Annotated in this window: 20 protein-coding genes; 2 read left to right on the top strand and 18 right to left on the bottom strand. The window is 52.5% G+C overall.

Annotated features, from left to right (window positions below):
* Positions 1-80: 80 nt before the first annotated feature.
* The 16 genes from B5D63_RS03915 to B5D63_RS34550 all read right to left on the bottom strand — a co-directional run bounded on the left by B5D63_RS03915 (position 81) and on the right by B5D63_RS34550 (position 12,036).
* A complete protein-coding gene (locus tag B5D63_RS03915; protein WP_078667440.1) occupies positions 81-809 on the bottom strand; it encodes a metallophosphoesterase family protein in 729 nt (242 codons plus the stop codon).
* A gap of 9 nt (positions 810-818) precedes the next feature.
* On the bottom strand, positions 819-1,364 hold the full coding sequence (locus tag B5D63_RS03910; RefSeq protein WP_078667439.1) for a 2OG-Fe(II) oxygenase: 546 nt from the start codon (positions 1,362-1,364) through the stop codon (positions 819-821).
* Between the two features lie 12 nt (positions 1,365-1,376).
* Positions 1,377-2,012, bottom strand: a complete 636-nt coding sequence (locus tag B5D63_RS03905; RefSeq protein WP_078667438.1) for a DUF4291 domain-containing protein — start codon at positions 2,010-2,012, stop codon at positions 1,377-1,379.
* On the bottom strand, positions 2,009-2,698 hold the full coding sequence (locus tag B5D63_RS03900) for an NUDIX hydrolase (protein WP_078667437.1): 690 nt from the start codon (positions 2,696-2,698) through the stop codon (positions 2,009-2,011). Before B5D63_RS03900 ends, B5D63_RS03905 begins: the two co-directional genes overlap by 4 nt.
* Before the next feature lie 72 nt (positions 2,699-2,770).
* Positions 2,771-3,169, bottom strand: a complete 399-nt coding sequence (locus B5D63_RS35250; RefSeq protein ID WP_200816906.1) for a TonB-dependent receptor — start codon at positions 3,167-3,169, stop codon at positions 2,771-2,773.
* A 17-nt stretch (positions 3,170-3,186) separates the two neighbouring features.
* Positions 3,187-4,788 carry a TonB-dependent receptor gene (locus B5D63_RS03895; protein WP_200816905.1) on the bottom strand — a complete coding sequence of 534 codons (1,602 nt, stop codon included), beginning with the start codon at positions 4,786-4,788 and terminating at the stop codon, positions 3,187-3,189.
* 11 nt (positions 4,789-4,799) lie between these two features.
* Positions 4,800-5,660: an urea transporter gene (locus B5D63_RS03890; RefSeq protein WP_262488129.1), complete on the bottom strand. Its 861-nt coding sequence runs from the start codon at positions 5,658-5,660 to the stop codon at positions 4,800-4,802.
* A gap of 49 nt (positions 5,661-5,709) precedes the next feature.
* On the bottom strand, positions 5,710-6,411 hold the full coding sequence (locus B5D63_RS03885; RefSeq protein ID WP_078667436.1) for a hypothetical protein: 702 nt from the start codon (positions 6,409-6,411) through the stop codon (positions 5,710-5,712).
* Positions 6,408-7,214 (bottom strand): urease accessory protein UreD, encoded by an 807-nt coding sequence (locus B5D63_RS03880; RefSeq protein ID WP_159455880.1) that lies wholly within the window; start codon positions 7,212-7,214, stop codon positions 6,408-6,410. The genes B5D63_RS03885 and B5D63_RS03880 overlap by 4 nt, the downstream gene beginning before the upstream one ends.
* A gap of 17 nt (positions 7,215-7,231) precedes the next feature.
* The gene (gene ureG / locus B5D63_RS03875) at positions 7,232-7,870 is read right to left on the bottom strand and encodes an urease accessory protein UreG (RefSeq protein WP_078667434.1); all 639 of its coding nucleotides are present in this window, start codon (positions 7,868-7,870) and stop codon (positions 7,232-7,234) included.
* 19 nt (positions 7,871-7,889) lie between these two features.
* Positions 7,890-8,603: an urease accessory protein UreF gene (locus B5D63_RS03870; RefSeq protein ID WP_235021454.1), complete on the bottom strand. Its 714-nt coding sequence runs from the start codon at positions 8,601-8,603 to the stop codon at positions 7,890-7,892.
* Positions 8,584-9,096 carry an urease accessory protein UreE gene (gene ureE / locus B5D63_RS03865; RefSeq protein WP_078667433.1) on the bottom strand — a complete coding sequence of 171 codons (513 nt, stop codon included), beginning with the start codon at positions 9,094-9,096 and terminating at the stop codon, positions 8,584-8,586. The genes B5D63_RS03870 and ureE overlap by 20 nt, the downstream gene beginning before the upstream one ends.
* Before the next feature lie 12 nt (positions 9,097-9,108).
* A complete protein-coding gene (ureC, locus tag B5D63_RS03860) occupies positions 9,109-10,830 on the bottom strand; it encodes an urease subunit alpha (RefSeq protein ID WP_078667432.1) in 1,722 nt (573 codons plus the stop codon).
* Positions 10,827-11,201 carry an urease subunit beta gene (gene ureB, locus B5D63_RS03855; RefSeq protein WP_078667431.1) on the bottom strand — a complete coding sequence of 125 codons (375 nt, stop codon included), beginning with the start codon at positions 11,199-11,201 and terminating at the stop codon, positions 10,827-10,829. The genes ureC and ureB overlap by 4 nt, the downstream gene beginning before the upstream one ends.
* A gap of 18 nt (positions 11,202-11,219) precedes the next feature.
* Positions 11,220-11,522 carry an urease subunit gamma gene (gene ureA, locus B5D63_RS03850; RefSeq protein WP_078667430.1) on the bottom strand — a complete coding sequence of 101 codons (303 nt, stop codon included), beginning with the start codon at positions 11,520-11,522 and terminating at the stop codon, positions 11,220-11,222.
* 244 nt (positions 11,523-11,766) lie between these two features.
* Entirely contained in the window at positions 11,767-12,036 is a 270-nt protein-coding gene (locus B5D63_RS34550) for a hypothetical protein (protein WP_143312755.1), read from the bottom strand.
* Positions 12,037-12,264: 228 nt separating this feature from the next.
* Between B5D63_RS34550 and B5D63_RS03840 the strand changes: the two genes are divergently transcribed.
* Both B5D63_RS03840 and B5D63_RS03835 read left to right on the top strand, forming a co-directional pair.
* Positions 12,265-13,149, top strand: coding sequence for a helix-turn-helix domain-containing protein (locus tag B5D63_RS03840; RefSeq protein ID WP_078667428.1), 885 nt, complete (start codon positions 12,265-12,267; stop codon positions 13,147-13,149).
* A 107-nt stretch (positions 13,150-13,256) separates the two neighbouring features.
* Positions 13,257-13,676, top strand: a complete 420-nt coding sequence (locus B5D63_RS03835) for a hypothetical protein (protein ID WP_078667427.1) — start codon at positions 13,257-13,259, stop codon at positions 13,674-13,676.
* Positions 13,677-13,878: 202 nt separating this feature from the next.
* On the opposite strand, the gene B5D63_RS03830 is transcribed toward B5D63_RS03835, so the two are convergent.
* The gene (locus B5D63_RS03830; protein ID WP_078667426.1) at positions 13,879-15,423 is read right to left on the bottom strand and encodes a sulfatase; all 1,545 of its coding nucleotides are present in this window, start codon (positions 15,421-15,423) and stop codon (positions 13,879-13,881) included.
* 165 nt (positions 15,424-15,588) lie between these two features.
* The gene (locus B5D63_RS03825) at positions 15,589-17,706 is read right to left on the bottom strand and encodes a catalase (protein WP_078667425.1); all 2,118 of its coding nucleotides are present in this window, start codon (positions 17,704-17,706) and stop codon (positions 15,589-15,591) included.
* Positions 17,707-17,805 lie beyond the last annotated feature (99 nt).

Below are 17,805 nucleotides of genomic sequence, written 5' to 3'. Positions count from 1 at the left end.
CAGGGGATTTATTGATGCAACGGGCTGCATCAATAAATCCCCTTATCATTTTTAAAGGTAAGATTGAATGGTGCCGGCATCTATGGATTCCGGCCTTTTTCGTTGGGGTATAACAGGTAGGCTGGATCACTCTGCCACACCTCTTTTGTGTCGATGTTCATAGCCGACAATTTACCGGTAAAGGCCGCGCCGGTATCAATATTGAACACATTGACCCGGTTCATCGGTAGTTCTTCGTCGTAGTTCAGCGTAGGGGTATGACCGATATATATTTCGTTGTATAGCAGCAACCGCTTGGGGTAGCAGCGGGAATCCTTTTTCAGTCTTTTGTCCATAGCCAGCGCCAGCTCCCAAAGGGTCCGGTCCCAGTAACACATGGCTTCAAAACGTTCGTAGGCAGGGCCGTGCATGGAGGCATAGCCCGCATGGATAAACAGCCGGTCATTCTCCTCGTAATAATTCAGCATCCTGTTAAAGAAAGCCAGGTGATGCAGTTTGTCTTTGTCGGACAGTTTATGGTAGCTGGCCACGGTAGCTCTGCCGCCGTGTTGCAGCCAGCTGGCCACCGGTTGTTCTCCGGCCAGCCACATCTCGCACCAGGCGTCGTGGTTGCCTTTGACAAAGATACAAGTGTACTGCGAAGACAGTTCCATCAGGAAATGGATCAGTTCCGCAGACTCAGACCAGCCATCTACATAATCTCCGAGAAAAATAAACCGGTCGTCCTTTTCCGGCCCGATCCTTTCCAGCAGCTGTTTCAGTGCTTTCAGGGCGCCGTGAATATCGCCAATAACGTATGTGGCAGGCATGATTTCCTTTTATTTATACATAATGTCCGATCGTAGCACATACTTGGTACCTGCCGTCAGCAGCGTACCTTCATGCAGCAACGGGTGATAAAAAATCAGCGCTGTCCCTGTTTCCGGCAGGATCTCCTCTCCTGTTTTAAAAACCGTGCTGCCGCCGCTGTAACCTTCGTTGAGATAAATCATAAAGGTATACTGGCTGGCCTCAAAACGATTCCGGACAAAACTACCGTCCTTATGCATTTTGAAGCGCTGTCCCGGGCTGTATTTATAAAAACGGAACAGCTCATTCAGGCCGCATGCGATACGGTTATCGTCTCCTTCCGGTGCATAGGGACGCAACTTTTCCCATATAAAGGTAGCATAAGCTGCATCTTTATACAACACCCTTTCGTTATTACGGACGCCTTTGAGCATCCGTTGCCGGCCGTTACCCACGTCCACCATGGCTTCTTCATAGCCCATAGCCTCGCTGCGGCCTATCAGTGCCCGGCATTCCTCCGCAGAAAGGAAATGCTTCAAGGTGAAAATTCCGGGGGCGTAGGTATGTTTTTCCATAGCGTACTTTTTTTAACGTAAATCAATGGTATGAAGCAGCATAGGGTCCTCCAGCGGATACACGCTTTCTTCCGGCACCTGTAGTGCGTCGGGATCGCGCTGCAACACGGCATACTGCTCTTTCACAAAATCAGTGATATCTTCAATAGCGGTGATCTGCCGCTGTCCGAATTCTTTCAGGATATCTCCCCGCAGCCCCAGCTGAATGGCTCTTCGCTCCAGTTTATTGCCCCAGGGATCATGGTCGGGGTCCCACTGGAGCCGCACATCTCCTGCCGCTAAAGCAGCCTGCCAGGCTTCCCTTTCAGGAAAAAGCCAGGGTTTATAAGATGAAGGAACTGCCTGTGACAAGATTTTTTCAAAAAATACTTTGGGGAGATGGATTGCCAGCACTCTTTCCTGTCCTTCTTTTGCCGCCCAGCCACAGCGGTACATCATCCATAGGAAATTGGGCTTTATCCACGACATGCGGTCATAACTGTAGGCATTGCCGCCAAACACCTGATGGTCAGCGGCATAATTGGCGATGGCGGGTCTGTAGGCCTGATACACTACTACGGTATCGGCAGTCTGTTGGGCAATCAGTTGTTTACCGGAGGCCGGTAAGGTTTCCTGCAACTTTCTCCAGGAAACGATCTTTAGCTTCATGAGACATTAACATTGATCTGAAAACTGTTCTTTTTCAGTTTTTTATTGAACTTATATAATTCGGGGTGACGGTTTTGCAGTCCCTCCCTTTTAGTGCCGGTATTGATCACATATTCAGCATCCAGGATCTTACGGCGGAAATTGCGGCGATCGATGGTGGTTTCGAGGATACACTCGTACAACTCATGCAATTCGGTAATCGTAAATAGTTCATCCAGCAACTCAAACCCCACAGGATCATACAATATCTTCGACTTCAGGCGCTGCAGCGCCAGCTGGAAAATATCCTGGTGGTCAAACCCCAGCTTCGGCATCTTGTGCACATCAAACCATTTCACGTCGTTGGCCATGCTGCCGGCAATGATATTGAACCGGGCCGGGTTAATGAGCGCATAATAACCCACAGCGATCACGCGGCCACGGGGATCTCTCCCCAGGCCGTCAAACGAATACAGCTGCTCCAGGTATACATCGTCCATCCCGGTTTTGGTTTTCAGGATACGTGAACAAGTGCCCAGAAAGGTTTCCTCCATCTGCAAAAAACCGCCGGGCAACGTCCAGCAGTCCTTAAACGGCTCCTCTTTCCTGTTGAGCAACAGCACAGAAAGCGTGTTGTCATGATACCCGAATATCACAAGGTCTACCGCCAGCGATGGATTTTTGTATTCGTGAAATGATTTCGCCATATTTGTTTACGTCATTTTGACGTGAAGTAAATGAATTTTTATGAAATAGCCTAAAAAAGGGGAGATTATCTTTTAAAACCTCAGAGCAACACCAGCCTTTAGATAAAACGGCGTGCCCGGCGTGAAACACATATCGGTGACAGCTTCCCTCTCCTGCTGCAAACGCGTCTCCGTTTCAAACTGTGCCTCATTCCAGTTAACATTGAACAGGTTCTGTGCCTGCACTGTGAACTGGAACTGCCGATGGGTATATGCCAGCATGAGGTCATTGACGAAGTACCCCTTGGCCACAAGACTGTTCGTTTCATTGGCAGGCCGGTCTTTCATATAACGGTAGCGGAGATTGGCAGAGAAACCCATGGGCAGGTTCACGCCAATGCCACCCGTACTGGTGAGTACCGGCGCCAGCGGGATATAGTCGGCGCCTTTCGGCTGCCCTATCTCCCTCGCATGTGCGTAGTTGACATCCACGTCCAGGTAAAGCCATTTTACCGCTGATACCGCATGCTCACGTCTACGCCCAAACGCCGCGTTTTACCGGAAGATTCCACCACCGCCTCATCCCCAACATACACAAACTCCTGCTGCAGGTACAGGTACCAGAGCGCCGGCTGTATCAACAGGTTAGGCGCCGGCTTCAGCACCACGCCCAGATCAGCGCCGGCAGAAAAAGGCAGTATGTCTTTCCCCTGCTGCTGCATCACCACCCGCATGTCGTTGGAGTGGAATCCCATACCTGTCTTCAGGTACCATTGCGCAATATCCCCGGTGGAATAGGAGAAATTCAGCTTGGGACTTACGCGCGTAGCGGTTACCCCGGGCTCTCCGTTGGCCGGCTTCAGTTTATCCTGGTAGTTGAAAATAAAATGATCTACCCTCACCGCAGGATGGATACGCCAATGCCCCGTATGCACAGTAAGTACCGTATAGGCATGTAAGTTAGTCTCCCGACCGCTGCCCCAGGCCAGCCTGTTCAGCAGCGTATCGCGGCGATACACATGATTCAGCTCCAGGTCCTGTATATCGTCCAGGCGCAATCCGGCGCCGGACTGCCAGGTCAGCCGGCTGTTACCCAGGGTATAATCATGTGTATACTGCTGCTCGAACCCATAAATACTACGATCGTCTTTCTGCTGTATCTCATCGCCATACACAGGGTCTTTCAGGAAAAAGGTGAAGTTGGAATACAGGTTGAACTGGTAACGGCTATAGTAGAAAAAGCTCTGCCACGATTCATCCCCACTGGCCTGATGCCGGTACGTTAGTGCAGCATTGGTGCGCGAGGTATTACCCCCCTCGGTAGGATCAATAGAACCCCACCGGCTGATCAATCCTTCAGCCACGGCCCTTTCAGGGACCTGCCCGGAAGCATTCCAGCCGGAAGTAAACGTGGAAGCCTGGAAGGAAACGTAGTCCTTGTCATTCAGCCACTGGTTGTATTTACCAAAGAGGTTGAAGCGGCTGAACTGCTGCTGCACATCAAACGGACCATTGGTGTAATTATATTCCGTGGCGATATAGCCATTGCGTTTGGCAGCGCTTTTATCAGCCAGCAGGTTGAACACACCCGCCAGGCGCATGGTATTGAACGAACCGCCTTCTACCTTGATCAGGCTATTGTCCAGGTGATCATACGTCGCGAAATTCACGTAGCCGGCTGTATTAAAATCACCCTTATCGGCATAATAAGCGCCCTTCCCGAAGTCAATATTTTCCACGGTTTCAGGTATCAGGAAATGCAGATCGGAATACCCCTGCCCGTGGGCATGGGATACAATATTCACCGGTATCCCGTCGGCAGAAATATTAACATCGGTGCCATGATCGCAGTCGAAGCCACGGAGGAAGATCTGCTCTGCTTTTCCGCCGCCGGCATGTTGCGAAATAAATAGCCCCGGTACCTTTCGCAACAAGTCCTGTGCGGTATTCACGGGGATCTTCTTCAGGTCTACATGCATCATGGCTTTTTCAATACGGGGCGCGTTCACCACTATCTGTCCGAGCTGTGTATGGGCAGTGTCCGCCGGTTGCTGCGCCAGCAGCTGCCGCCAGGTTAACAGCAGGCCCACAGCCAATACTACTTTTTTCATCTGTTAGTCTTTTATTTAGTTTTTATTTTCAACAAGAGATGCTGCAGGCCCAGCGTGATCCAGCTGGCCGCCACAAACGGGAATGTTAACACCGCCATGTGCTGCTGCAGCATCCATACGTCCAGCAAAACGGAGAGCACCACGGAAAACAATACCCGGATACCGTCGCGGGGCTTGTCACCCGCAAAAGTAATGGCACACAGCACCGCATTGAAGCTGAACAGCCCCATGTGAATATCTGTGGCCGGTTCTGCAAATTCCAGCGAAATAAAGGCGCCTAACAGGGAAGCACATACGCCGTAAAGCGCCGCTACCGGGGAACTGATAAACACGGCCACCGAAAAGATGATGCCGGCAATCACACTGCCCTGGAAAATCACTTCTCCGAAACCATTGGTAGCAGTGGTGAAGTCATCGCTGAGCGGCATACCGCCAGCCACAGAAGCGGCAGCCCCCGGTGTATACACATGCAGGAACAGGTATAACAATACCCATGTTACGAGGATAAAAGGAAACGTAAAGCCCGGCAGCCCGCGACGAATGAACTGATGCTGTAACCATGCCGCGGCGGCGGCTCCCAATATAACGGCCACCCATACCAGCGGCACAGGGTTGAAATAAAAGGTCAGCGCCACGCCCACCAGGGTGGGACTGAAGCCATACAGACCAGCATCGATGTCTGCTTCCGGGTAACGAAGCAGTTGGGCCGTCAGCGTACCGGCAATCACCGCCACAACGGCTGCAAGGCCCATTACCATAGAGTCGTAGAAGATCCCCAGCAGAAAAAGTGCGCCCGTCCACGCATTATTTTGAAGCATGATTTGCCCTACCCCCCTCAGGCAAGAGAGGACAAACGATTTCCGTTGTATCACATTATTTTTTTTAGATGATGAGCAAGAGGATTGCGTTAACGTTATTTTTTTACCATCCAAGGAATACCATGCCTATGCCACACAGGGTCACCACGGCACCACCGATGGCGTGTACATATCTTTCGAGTTTATCTGTTTTCAGAAAAGAATAGCCATAGCAGCCAATCAGCACCATCGCCAGCATCGTCAGCACGGTAGTAAGCGTGAATACGCTGATCAGCACCACCACTTCCAGTGCGGAACGATGCGAACCGGAATAGAACAGCAGCGGCACCAACGGTTCACTGGGCCCCATCACAAAAATGGCGAACAATATCCATGGCGTAACTTTCACCCGCTGCTGCGGGTAAACGATATCGCCATGCCGGTGCTCATAGACATAGATATCGCCGCCTTCGTAGACGTCAAAATGTTTGTGGGGTTTATTAAGATAAGCCTGCCGCAGCCCCCACAACAAATAAACGATACCAAAGCCCAGCAGGCACCAGCCGGACATATTGCCTCTCACATCCTGGAACCAGGTCAGCTTCGACAGCTGCCAGCCCAGCAACACGCCTATCAAACCAATGACAACGGAACTGAGGATATGCCCAAAGCCGCAGAGTACTGTCCAGAAGATCGTTTTAGACATCGTCCATTTTTTGGAGCGGGACAATACAATAAACGGCAGGTAATGATCCGGGCCGGTGGCGGTATGTAAACAGCTGATCGTTACAGCAGACACTACCAGCGTTGTTAATCCTATATTCATGCGATAGCTGTTTTAAGTGATTCAGCGGCAGTTTGCCAGCAATAACGCTGCATCTTCCGAAGGCAGTCGTACAGCTGCTCTCCGCCGTTGCCCAGTATGCGTACCACCAGGCAGCGGGCATCCGGCAGCGACACGCCGCCAACAACACCCGGCGGTTCTTCCAGCAGCTGCCGTAGGGCAGTCAAATGTAATTCCATATCGGTGGCACCGGTATGGATATACAGCAGCGTAGCCTGATGCGTATATCCTTCCATCTGACCGATAGCCTGCATGGGCAACAGTTGCGGCTGCAGCAGCAGGTTGTCTTTCAGGATGAGTTTACCACGATGGAATATTTCGGTGACGCTGTGCAGTCTGGAAAAACGGAATACCTCACCGGAATGTTTGCGGCCACAGGTGATAATCTCACCAAAGGTAAACTGGCAGTCATCTTCCAGGTGTGCGACCGTATGCGATTTAAACATCGCGTTTTCATGTGGTACCAGCGGATGCTGCACGTAGCTGAACACGCTCTGCGCTTCCATATGGATACGCTGCTGCTGTTGCGCACCGGTTTTCATATTGAACAGCCGCTGGTAGGATTGCGACTGCAGCTGCAGCCGGCTGTGCGATTCGGTGCGGATATCGATATCGTAATGATCACCGTCGAGAATACCCGGCGAAGAGCTCATCACCATCAGGTACAAAGCGGGGTCCTGCCGGTAGATGCCTACATTCGCCAGCTTGAAGGGCCGGGTACAATAGCTGTCCTTCAGCCAGGAGCGCCCGTTTTTATATCCGCTTATTAAACTGAGTTGATTCATGTTGATTCCGTTATGCATTATCTTACCAGTGCCGGTTCCTCCGTCTCTTCCAGCAGTGCATATTTTTTTATCCAGCCGATGACGGTATCCAATCCCTGTAAGGACATGAGGTTGGTAAACACAAATGGTTTGCCCGCCCGCATTTTACGGGCGTCCCTTTCCATCACGCCGAGGTCTGCATGTACGTACGGGGCGAGATCTATTTTATTGATGACCAGCAGATCGGAGCGGGTGATGCCCGGACCGCCTTTGCGGGGAATCTTGTCTCCTTCCGCCACGTCGATCACGAAGATGGTCACGTCGGCCAGATCGGGACTGAAAGTAGCAGAGAGGTTATCGCCGCCGCTCTCTATCAGAATCAGTTCTATGCCGGGAAAGCGCGCTGCCATTTCATCCACGGCTTCGAGGTTCATACTCGCATCTTCGCGGATGGCCGTATGCGGGCAACCGCCGGTTTCCACACCGATGATACGTTCTTTGGGAAGCAGGCTGTTTTTAGTAAGAAACTCCGCATCTTCCTTCGTATAGATATCATTGGTGATCACCCCCATGTCGTAGGTGTTCATCAGTGCACGGGACAACCGTTCTATCAGGGCGGTTTTACCGGAACCTACCGGGCCGGCCACGCCTATTTTCACATATTTTCTGTCGCTCATAATCTTTTTTTGTTGTTGGTTAAGACATATAAAGCCTGGAATACAGCTGCTCATGCTGCATACAGCGGATATCGAAGCCGATGTTGCACACACCTACCAGTTCGCGGTCCAGCGCCATGGTGGCGCCCACCAGCGATTGAATAACGGACTGCATACGAAACAGCACATCCTGTCCGTCCAGTTGCCCCAGCGGCACCAGTTTCACGGCATTGGTCACCATGCCCACCGCCGCATTGTAATAAAAAGCGTACAACGCTTCGGGCAGCGGCACGCCCTTCAGGCAAGCGTAAAGCCCGTAGGCGATGCTGTAGTGCCCTTCGGCTTTTTTAGCGAGGGTGGCCGCTTCGTACTGCTGCGCCAGCGCATAGGTTTGTTGCCGGCTGAAGATCTTCATCAGCCGCACGCCCAGTTTCTGGCTGGCCTGCCGTATCTCTCTGGGCAGCTTGAGTGCCGCAGCTTCTTCATCCAGTGCCAGCAAGGCAGTAAGATCGTTTGCCGCTGCAGCGTTATAAGCCAGGCAAACAAAAGCGGCGTCGTTGTATTGCAGGTTGTTGGTCAGCATATGCTGCACAAACATTTCCGCAGAAGACACGTTGTTCACCAGTCCCAGCTGCACGTAGGTCTCCAGCCCGTTGGAATGGGTGTAGCCGCCGATGGGCAGCGTAGGATCGCTGAGATGCAGGAGACTGCCGAGGAAATGCGCGGTGGTGATGTTATCGTTCTTTTGCTGCAAGGCTCATGATTTTTGAGAAAAGGGAACTACCGCTACTGTTGCCATGCGTATGTGGTTGCACATTGGCGTTGAGCAGGTTGGTCAGTTTGGTATGCGCTTTTTCGGTTTGGTACCCGGCAGCTGTCAGCCAGCGGTAGATGGGCTCTTCAAAGGGCAACAGCACCTGGTCGTCCTGGATGAACATGGGCAGGTGTTTATTGCCGATCTCATAACATACGCTGCCCATTTCCAGCAGCGACCGCGGGGTGACCACGATCGCGTCGCTGGGAATAATGTCTACAACTACCGCCCGGGTGTCGTCCATATAGAGGATGTCGCCGATACGCAGGCGCTGTCCTTCCTTCAGGAAGCGGATGGCTATCTCCATGCCCTGCTGCGTGTGTTTGCGCTGAATGCGTTTGGTGGTTTCAAACCACTCCAGCAGCAGGGGATCAGTGGCGCGGCTTTCCAGGGACATAGTGCCGGTATTACCGATAATTTTATCAATAATCATGATGTACTTTTTTCAGAACAGGAAGTACCGCTGTGCCAGCGGCACGGTATCTACCGGTTCACAGGTGATATGCACGCCATCTACCCGCACTTCGTAGTTTTCGGGGTTGACGGTGATCTCCGGTGTTTTATCGTTGTGTATCAGGTCTCTTTTGGAGATGTTACGGCAGCCGGATACGGGCAGCACCATTTTTTGCAGGCCGTATTCTTCCACGATTCCTTTTTCGAGGGATGCTTTGGACACGAAGGTGGCGCAGGTCTGATGCATGGCGCGGCCGTGGGCGCCGAACATGGTACGGAGGATCACCGGCTGCGGTGTGGGGATCGACGCGTTGGGATCGCCCATTTTGGCAGCGATGATCATACCGCCTTTGATGATCATTTCCGGTTTGGCGCCGAAGAGGGCGGGCTTCCACAGCACGATGTCGGCGATTTTGCCGGGTTCAACAGAACCTACGTGTTCGTCGATGCCATGTGCAATGGCCGGGTTGATGGTATATTTGGCCACGTAACGTTTAGCGCGGAAGTTGTCGCTTTGTGCGGTAGCATCTTCTTCGAGGAAGCCGCGTTGTTTTTTCATTTTGTCGGCGGTTTGCCAGGTGCGGGTAACGACCTCGCCTACACGTCCCATTGCCTGTGAGTCTGAGCTCATGATGCTGAATACGCCCATATCGTGCAGGATATCTTCCGCGGCGATGGTTTCGGGGCGGATACGGGAGTCGGCGAAGGCTACGTCTTCCGGGATGCTTTTGCTCAGGTGGTGGCATACCATCAGCATATCGAGGTGTTCGTCGATGGTGTTGACGGTATAGGGCCGGGTAGGGTTTGTGGAGGCGGGCAGCACGTTGGGATACATGGCAGCCTTGATGATATCCGGTGCGTGGCCGCCGCCTGCGCCTTCTGTGTGGAAGGTGTGTATGACGCGGCCGTTGATGGCGTTGATGGTATCTTCCAGGAAACCGGCTTCGTTGAGCGTGTCGGTATGGATGGCTACCTGCACATCGTATTTGTCGGCCACATTGAGGGCAGCGTCTATCACCGCTGGCGTAGCGCCCCAGTCTTCGTGAATTTTTACGCCGAGGGCACCGGCCTCCACCTGTTCGGCGATCGGCGCTTCGGTGGAGCAGTTGCCTTTTCCGAAGAAGCCAAGGTTCATGGGAAAGTCGTCGGCCGCCTGCAGCATTTTAGCGATGTACCATTTACCGGGGGTGACAGTGGTGGCGTTGGTGCCGTCTGCCGGACCGGTACCACCTCCGATCATGGTGGTGATGCCGCTGAACAGAGCGGTTTCAATCTGTTGCGGGCTGATGAAGTGAATATGGGTGTCGATACCGCCGGCAGTGGCAATGAGGCCGTTGCCGCCGTGTACTTCCGTGGAGGCGCCGATCACCATGTTACGGTCTACGCCGTCCATCGTGTCGGGGTTGCCGGCCTGGCCAAAGCCTACGATTTTCCCGTCCCTGATGCCGAGGTCTCCTTTTACGATACCCCAGTGGTCGATGAGCATCACATTGGTGATCACCATGTCCAGTACGCCCTGGTCGCGGGTAGCGGTGCTGGACTGGGCCATGCCGTCGCGAACGGTTTTACCGCCGCCGAATTTACTTTCGTCGCCGTAGTGGTTAAAGTCTTTTTCTATTTCGATGATGATATCGGTATCGCCTAAACGAACTTTGTCGCCGGTGGTCGGACCGTACATGTTCACATATTGTTCTCTGTTGATGATCAGGCTCATGATTGCTGGTTTTTGAAGTTGGAAGCTGCGAGTTTTGCCATGGCTTTTTCCCTGCTGGATTCGAGGGTGGTATCGCCGTTGACCAGGTGATTAAGGCCGAAGGCACGGCGGGCGCCGCCCAGTTCTACCAGCTGTACTTCTTTTTCTTCTCCTGGCTCAAAGCGCACGGCGGTGCCGGCGGGGATGTTGAGTCTTTTACCGAAGGCTTTGGCCCTGTCGAAGCTCATCTGGCGATTGACTTCAAAAAAATGGTAGTGCGAACCGATCTGCACGGGCCTGTCGGCGGTGTTGATCACTTTTATGGTGACCGTCTGACGGCCTTCGTTGCAGTGGATGTCGCCGTTGGCGAGAAAGTACTCTCCGGGTATCATGTTCAGTGATTTTACTGGTTAGCGGATGGGATGGTGAACGGTAACGAGTTTGGTGCCGTCCGGGAAGGTGGCTTCTATCTGTACGTCGTGGATCATTTCAGGAATGCCTTCCATGACGTCTTCCCGGGTGAGGATGGTGGCGCCGTATTGCATCAGGTCAGCGACCGATCTGCCATCCCTTGCTGCTTCCAGCAGCTCGCTGCTGATCAGGGCGATCGCCTCCGGATAATTGAGCTTCAGTCCACGGGCTTTGCGTTTGGCAGCCAGTTCTCCGGCCAGGTGAAGCAATAGCTTTTCCGTTTCGCGTGGTGTTAAATGCATATAATTTATTTTAATATGATTAAAATCATGATTTTTATCTCGATTTCAGTCGAAGAAAGAAAAAATAATAATATTTCGACTCTTTTTCATATATTAATTTACAGCATCTGTAAGCCCGTTAGGACGTACGTTTCCGGCGAAGCAGGAACCCTGTAAGTCGAACAACAAGGTAAGAGCTACGTCAATCGAACAACAAGGCAGGAACCCTGTAAATCGAATAAACAGAAAAAGAGAAGGAGGCAGATTACGCCAGGTGAGCAGGAATAATAAGGGTATGGAACAGGATAAAACGGGGAACCGGCTTCACAGCGGCATCAGGATGCACAAAACGGTCAGGCCCTACCAGCAAAGCATTATCTGTCGCCAGGAATAAAGACTGGTAATAAGCAGCAAAAAGAATCGTAAATCGTTGTAATTGGGGACCACGTAAAACATCGCTCTCGTCATCCGTACGCTCGCCGTCCACAAAAGAAAACAACTGCAAAAAATCGCGATGGTCTTTTGTTGACAACAAGGTATCCGAACAACTTTTTCCCGCATCATATGATTGGTGACTGGCCCTGGCTGACAATAAAGGAGTTTTGTTGTGGCCCGTAAAGGTAAATCCAATCAGGAAAAACAGAAACAATATGTACCGAACGATGGCTTTCATTTCAGGATGCAAGGTAGACGTAAAAACAAACGGTGAATAGCACAAATCCCGCATTTTTTTTCACAAATCACGCTACCTTTAACGACGGATATGAAATCATCTGTCAAACTATTTACCAACTTTGAATATAAGAAATCCTTCCTCCCGGGCGTATCCAGGCAGGTGCTGTTCAACGATGCACAGCTACAGGTGTACCGCATCGAAAACTACCTGCGCAACATCGTCATACCGGTGCCACCGTACCGCACCTCGTTCAACTTTCTCCTCTTTGTTACCAAAGGCGCCATCGTACAACAACTCGAAGTATCTTCCTATAAACTGGAAGCCAATTCCGTGCTGCTCATCAAACAAGGCAGTATCACCGCAACATTGGAAATATCGCCGGATGCTACCGGATTTTTTATTGTCTATGAAAATGAAATCATCAACCGGCTGTCGCTCAACAATAACCTCCTTAACTTCTTCTTTGCCACCCCCTTCGTCACCCTGCCGGCCAAAGCCGTGAAATGGCTGGCCCACCTCAGCGTGCTGCTGGAAGAAGAACTCAGCCTCGTCAACGGCTCCATGGAAATATGCGTACCGCTGTTCCGCGCTTTACTCAACAAAATCCTGCTGCACGAATCGCCCCGCCCCGTGGCGCTCAACCGCAGCCTCGACATCTCCCTGCGCTTCCGCGAAAAAGTACAACGGCATCATCTGCGCGAAAAAACGGTGGAGTACTATGCCCGGCAACTCAATATCTCCGAAAACTATCTGAATAAATGTGTAAAAGAGGCTACCGGCAAACCACCCAAACAATGGATCAATGAAATCAGCATCCTGCACAGCCAGATCCTCCTCCAGGACCCTGCCCGCGATATCGCCGGCATTGCCTTTGAACTCAACTATCAATCCGCCTCCTACTTCACCCGCCTGTTTAAACAGGTCACCGGCCTCTCCCCTTCTGCCTATCGTAAAAAAATCAAAGTCAGTTAAACCACCCCGCCCGGGCATGTTTTAAGGAAATTTTAAGTCCTTCCCGGTCATGTTTGGACCACATGGCAAGGAAATTGAATTACCCCGCATACAAAACTTTAAAACACATGAAAAAGTTAATCGCCGCTATCGCTATTATGCTGGCCGTATCTCCTGCCTTCGCGCAGAACGCTCCCACTACTGCGCCCGCTCCGGCCCAGCAGGCGCCGGCTAAAACCGCCAAAGCTCCCAAAGCCGCACCGGAACAACGCGCCGCACAGTACGCCGACGAGCTGAAAACAAAATTGAACCTGACAGATGATCAATACAAAAAAATTCTGGCGGTCAACACAGAATGCATCCGTCGTAAAGACTCGCTGAAAGCAGCCGGCCAGAAAGGCGGTCCAGGTAAAAAAGAAATTTCTGCTTACCGCAAACAACAATTCCAGGCCATCCTGACACCGGACCAACAGGCCAAACTCAAAGCCATGAATGCACAGCATCATGACAAAGACAAAAAGAAAAAAGACGCAGGAGAAAATAAATAAACGGGGATGGATTAAGGAGAATTTTCAACCCTGATAAGGGGCATGAATAAAAGAGGCTATCCGTTATCAGGGATAGCCTCTTCTATCGAGACTCGGATAAGATTATTCCAGTCACCATATAACCTACAACTGTTACACTGTTAGTAACAAGCCACAAAGGTACAACACCGGATTTTAAAAAAGTTCGTTACTTTCCTCAAGGTTAGCGTTTATTTTCCGGCCACGGCAAAGCTTTTCCACTCGCCTTCAGCACCGGCATGGGGGCATTCCACCGCTGCAACTGCTGTGACAGCGATGTCAGCAACGACCGCGTCTTTTCAGGGTAAACGGCCGCCAGATCACGTTTTTCGCCGATGTCTGCTACCAGGTCATACAACTCAGCAGTACCCTGTTGCTGATCATATACGACCTTCCAGCGTCCCTGCCGGAGCGCACTTTTATAATTAATGCCTGGTCCTCCGTCCGGTATCCATTTATTCGGATAATGCCACACCAGCGTCCGTAGCGAATCCGTTACAGACGGGTCCTGCAGCACTGGCACAAAACTTTTCCCGTCTATTGTCTGAACAGCGTCATACAACTGTATGCCGGCCATTTCCAGTATGGAAGGGAAAAAGTCCTCGATCATCACATACTGAGACGCCACACTTCCTTCCTTTGTTACGCCAGGCCATTTCACCAGCATCGGCTCCCGGATGCCGCCTTCATATACCGATCCTTTTCCTGCGCGCAGCGGCAGGTTCTGGGTGTGCGGCGCGCCACCTCTCGGCGGCGCCAGGCTTAGCCCTCCGTTGTCGCTCATAAACAGGATGATAGTATTGCTGGCTATTTTCCGGTTGCCGAGATAGTCCATCACCTCTCCCAGGCTGGCATCCATGCCCTCTATCAGCGAAGCATATTTTGCTTCCGCGTCATCCAGCCCGATGTCCAGGTAATGCTGGTAATAGCGTTTATCTGCCTGTAAAGGCACATGTACCGCATAATGTGCGAGGTAGAGATAGAAAGGCTGTTTTCGGCTGACCGGTTCATCCAGCGCTTTCAGCGCTTCGCGTGTAAGCGCTTCCGTGAGGAAGGTGCCCGTACCGTAATATTCTTCCAGGTCGGGCACCGCCTGGGCGGTAGCCTTACCCGGCATATTGCCATAGTTTTCCTCCGACAAATAACTCTGCGGATGCCCTGCGGCATGACCGGCGATATTCACCAGGAAGCCCATATTGTATGGATTGGCGCCGGGCGTGCCCATAGCGCCCCAGTGGGCCTTACCGGCATGAATGGTGTAGTAACCGGCGCCTTTCAGCAGGGCCGGCAACGGGGTGGCATATACGGTATGCGGTATTCCTTTTACCGGGCTGAAGCCGTTCTGGTTCCAGGGAGCGCTGTCCAGCGTATTATCGGGCGCATCGGCATTAACGTCCTTACGCGGCGACGTCCAGTTGGTCACCCCATGGTGCGCTGCATTCATACCCGTGATCATGCTTACCCGCGAAGGTGTGCATACCGGCGTGGCGTAGGCGTTGGTGAACTTCACGCCTTCTCTGGCCAGCCGCTCCATGTTGGGCGTGCGAAAGCGTTTATTCTTGTCCGTCAGCCGGTCCCAGAAAGGCACCGAAGTGTCTTCCCAGCCCATATCGTCTACCAGGAAGACGATAATATTAGGCTTCGGCTTTGTCCGCCGCGGGTCTTTGAACTGGGCAGAGACGCTGACAGCTGTGGCTATGAGCGTACAGGCAATGAGGGTTGTTTTCATACCTCTAAAGATACACGCATCACGCAAAGGCGCAAAGCAGCAAAGAACGCGAAGAGAATAAATAAGAAACAAAGCAAGCAAAGGAGCGCAGACCAATTCGATTTGATCTTCGCTCCTTTGCCTGCTTACTAATCTTAAAAAATCTTTGCGTTCTTTGCTGCTTTGCTACTTTGCGAGCTCCCGTTCCCAGAACCGGTGCTGTGCAATAGCCGCTATAAATGCCTTGACCTGTCCGCTGATCACCACGCCGGGCGCTTCTTCCGGCGGCACCATCGTTGCTCTGAGCAGCTGCAGCCCATCCCCGGCTACGGCCACCGGCTTGCAATGGCGGTAGGCTTCATTGACAAAACGGATGGCGTCCGGATGTTGTTGCAGCACGGCTATGCTGTCAGCGCCACCGGGCACATAAACGGCGTCAAACAGCACAGAAGCTGCCGTGAGCAGGCTCTGGTCTGCCTCGAAGCTGCTGCCGCTGGCCGCTTTGATGGCTCCCAGCCGCGGCGCCACCAACTGCACCTGTGCACCGGCCTTTAGCAGCGCATCCTTCATGGCGGTGATGGCCGAAGAGTCCACCCCATCGGCGATGAGAAAGGCGATCTGCCTGGTTCTAATAGTGTCCTTTACAGTGTGCGCCATACTGAGGGCGTCGGATTTGTCCACCGGCTGCCGCACCGTCTGCGGCTGGTACCGCGCCGGATCACCATCTGCCGGTATGCTTCTGTTCACCGGCTGCTCCGGCTTCGCCGGCACGGTAACGCCGAGCCCTTCCGCCACGGCGGCGGCCAACCCGTTGTCTACCTGGGACAACAGTCCCACCATACGAATGCGTATATCCGTATTCGTTACTTTCCCCAGCTCAAAGCGCAGCGCGTTGATGATGTGCCGTTGTTCCGCGGGTGACTGGCTGTGGTAGAACAAAGTGGCCTGGCTGAAATGATCGAAGAAACTTTTACTTCTGCCGCGTATTTTCTGTCCGTCGATCCGTTCTGTGTAGGAATGGAAGCCGCCGTCCGCCATCTTCGCCTGGAACGGGCAGCCGGCGCTGACGGTATTGGGCTCATAGGCAGTACCGCCACGGTTGATGGTTTGCCGCATATGTCCATCACGCTGATTGTTGTGGACCGGCGCCACCGGCCGGTTGATCGGTATCTCGTGAAAATTGGGGCTGCCGAGGCGCGACAGCTGTGTATCGAGGTAAGAGAACAGTCGTCCCTGTAATAGCGGGTCGTTGGTGAAGTCGATGCCGGGTACCAGGTGTCCCGGATGGAAGGCTACCTGTTCCGTTTCCGCGAAGAAATTATCCGGATTGCGGTCCAGCACCATCTTTCCGATACGTTGCACCGGGATGATTTCTTCCGGGATGATCTTGGTCGGGTCCAGCAGGTCGAAAGGATATTTATGTTCATCTTCTTCCGGTATCAGTTGAACGCCCAGCTCGTATTCGGGGAAATTCCCGCTCTCGATGGCGTTCCACAGGTCCCGCCGATGGAAGTCGGGGTCTTTACCGGAGATCTGCTGTGCTTCCTCCCAGGCTACGGAATGTACACCCAGCAGGGGTTTCCAGTGAAACTTTACGAAGCAGCCCTTGCCGGCAGCGTTGATCCACCGGAACGTATGTACGCCGAAACCTTCCATCATACGGTAGCTGCGGGGGATGGCGCGGTCGCTCATTACCCACATGATCATATGCATGGACTCCGGCATGATGGATATAAAGTCCCAAAAGGTGTCGTGTGCGGAGGCCGCCTGCGGCATCTCGTGGTGTGGTTCTGGTTTTACGGCATGTACGAAATCGGGGAACTTCACCGCATCCTGGATAAAAAACACCGGCATATTATTGCCCACCAGGTCATAATTGCCCTCCTCTGTGTAGAACTTGACCGCAAAGCCCCGCACATCCCGGGCCAGGTCGGTAGACCCGCGGGAACCGGCCACCGTGGAGAACCTTACAAATACCGGGGTGCGCCGTGCAGGGTCATTGAGAAAGCCGGCTTTGGTATATTCCGCCATAGGGGAATATACCTGGAAATAGCCATGGGCGCCGGCGCCGCGGGCATGTACAATCCGTTCGGGTATCCGCTCGTGATCAAAATGGGTAATTTTTTCCCTCATAATAAAATCTTCCAGGAGAGAAGGGCCTCTTTCTCCCGCTTTCAGGGAGTTCTGGTTATCGTTGATACGGACACCCTGATCGGTGGTCAGGAACTGGTCAGCCCCGTCTTCTGTGTGCGGAGCCAGCTGTTCGGCCTTCTTATCAGGGAATTCATTCTTTTTCTTTGCCATGGTTATCCGGGTTTAAGGGTGAGAAACACTTTCCTTTCCCGCCACAGATTTTATACCGGAGATAACAGCCTGAACCCTGCCGATTGTTATTAGGAATAT

It is taken from the genome of Chitinophaga eiseniae, assembly GCF_900167135.1.
Taxonomy (GTDB): Bacteria; Bacteroidota; Bacteroidia; order Chitinophagales; family Chitinophagaceae; genus Chitinophaga; species Chitinophaga eiseniae.
This window is presented reverse-complemented; position numbering and strand designations above follow the sequence as displayed.

Bases quoted from the DNA above. Each gene is read 5' to 3' on its own strand.
- B5D63_RS03915 (WP_078667440.1), bottom strand. From the start codon at position 809: ATGCCTGCCACATACGTTATTGGCGATATTCACGGCGCCCTGAAAGCA.
- B5D63_RS03910 (WP_078667439.1), bottom strand. From the start codon at position 1,364: ATGGAAAAACATACCTACGCCCCCGGAATTTTCACCTTGAAGCATTTC.
- B5D63_RS03905 (WP_078667438.1), bottom strand. From the start codon at position 2,012: ATGAAGCTAAAGATCGTTTCCTGGAGAAAGTTGCAGGAAACCTTACCG.
- B5D63_RS03900 (WP_078667437.1), bottom strand. From the start codon at position 2,698: ATGGCGAAATCATTTCACGAATACAAAAATCCATCGCTGGCGGTAGAC.
- B5D63_RS03895 (WP_200816905.1), bottom strand. From the start codon at position 4,788: ATGAAAAAAGTAGTATTGGCTGTGGGCCTGCTGTTAACCTGGCGGCAG.
- B5D63_RS03885 (WP_078667436.1), bottom strand. From the start codon at position 6,411: ATGAATATAGGATTAACAACGCTGGTAGTGTCTGCTGTAACGATCAGC.
- B5D63_RS03880 (WP_159455880.1), bottom strand. From the start codon at position 7,214: ATGAATCAACTCAGTTTAATAAGCGGATATAAAAACGGGCGCTCCTGG.
- ureG (WP_078667434.1), bottom strand. From the start codon at position 7,870: ATGAGCGACAGAAAATATGTGAAAATAGGCGTGGCCGGCCCGGTAGGT.
- ureE (WP_078667433.1), bottom strand. From the start codon at position 9,096: ATGATTATTGATAAAATTATCGGTAATACCGGCACTATGTCCCTGGAA.
- ureC (WP_078667432.1), bottom strand. From the start codon at position 10,830: ATGAGCCTGATCATCAACAGAGAACAATATGTGAACATGTACGGTCCG.
- ureB (WP_078667431.1), bottom strand. From the start codon at position 11,201: ATGATACCCGGAGAGTACTTTCTCGCCAACGGCGACATCCACTGCAAC.
- ureA (WP_078667430.1), bottom strand. From the start codon at position 11,522: ATGCATTTAACACCACGCGAAACGGAAAAGCTATTGCTTCACCTGGCC.
- B5D63_RS03840 (WP_078667428.1), top strand. From the start codon at position 12,265: ATGAAATCATCTGTCAAACTATTTACCAACTTTGAATATAAGAAATCC.
- B5D63_RS03835 (WP_078667427.1), top strand. From the start codon at position 13,257: ATGAAAAAGTTAATCGCCGCTATCGCTATTATGCTGGCCGTATCTCCT.
- B5D63_RS03830 (WP_078667426.1), bottom strand. From the start codon at position 15,423: ATGAAAACAACCCTCATTGCCTGTACGCTCATAGCCACAGCTGTCAGC.
- B5D63_RS03825 (WP_078667425.1), bottom strand. From the start codon at position 17,706: ATGGCAAAGAAAAAGAATGAATTCCCTGATAAGAAGGCCGAACAGCTG.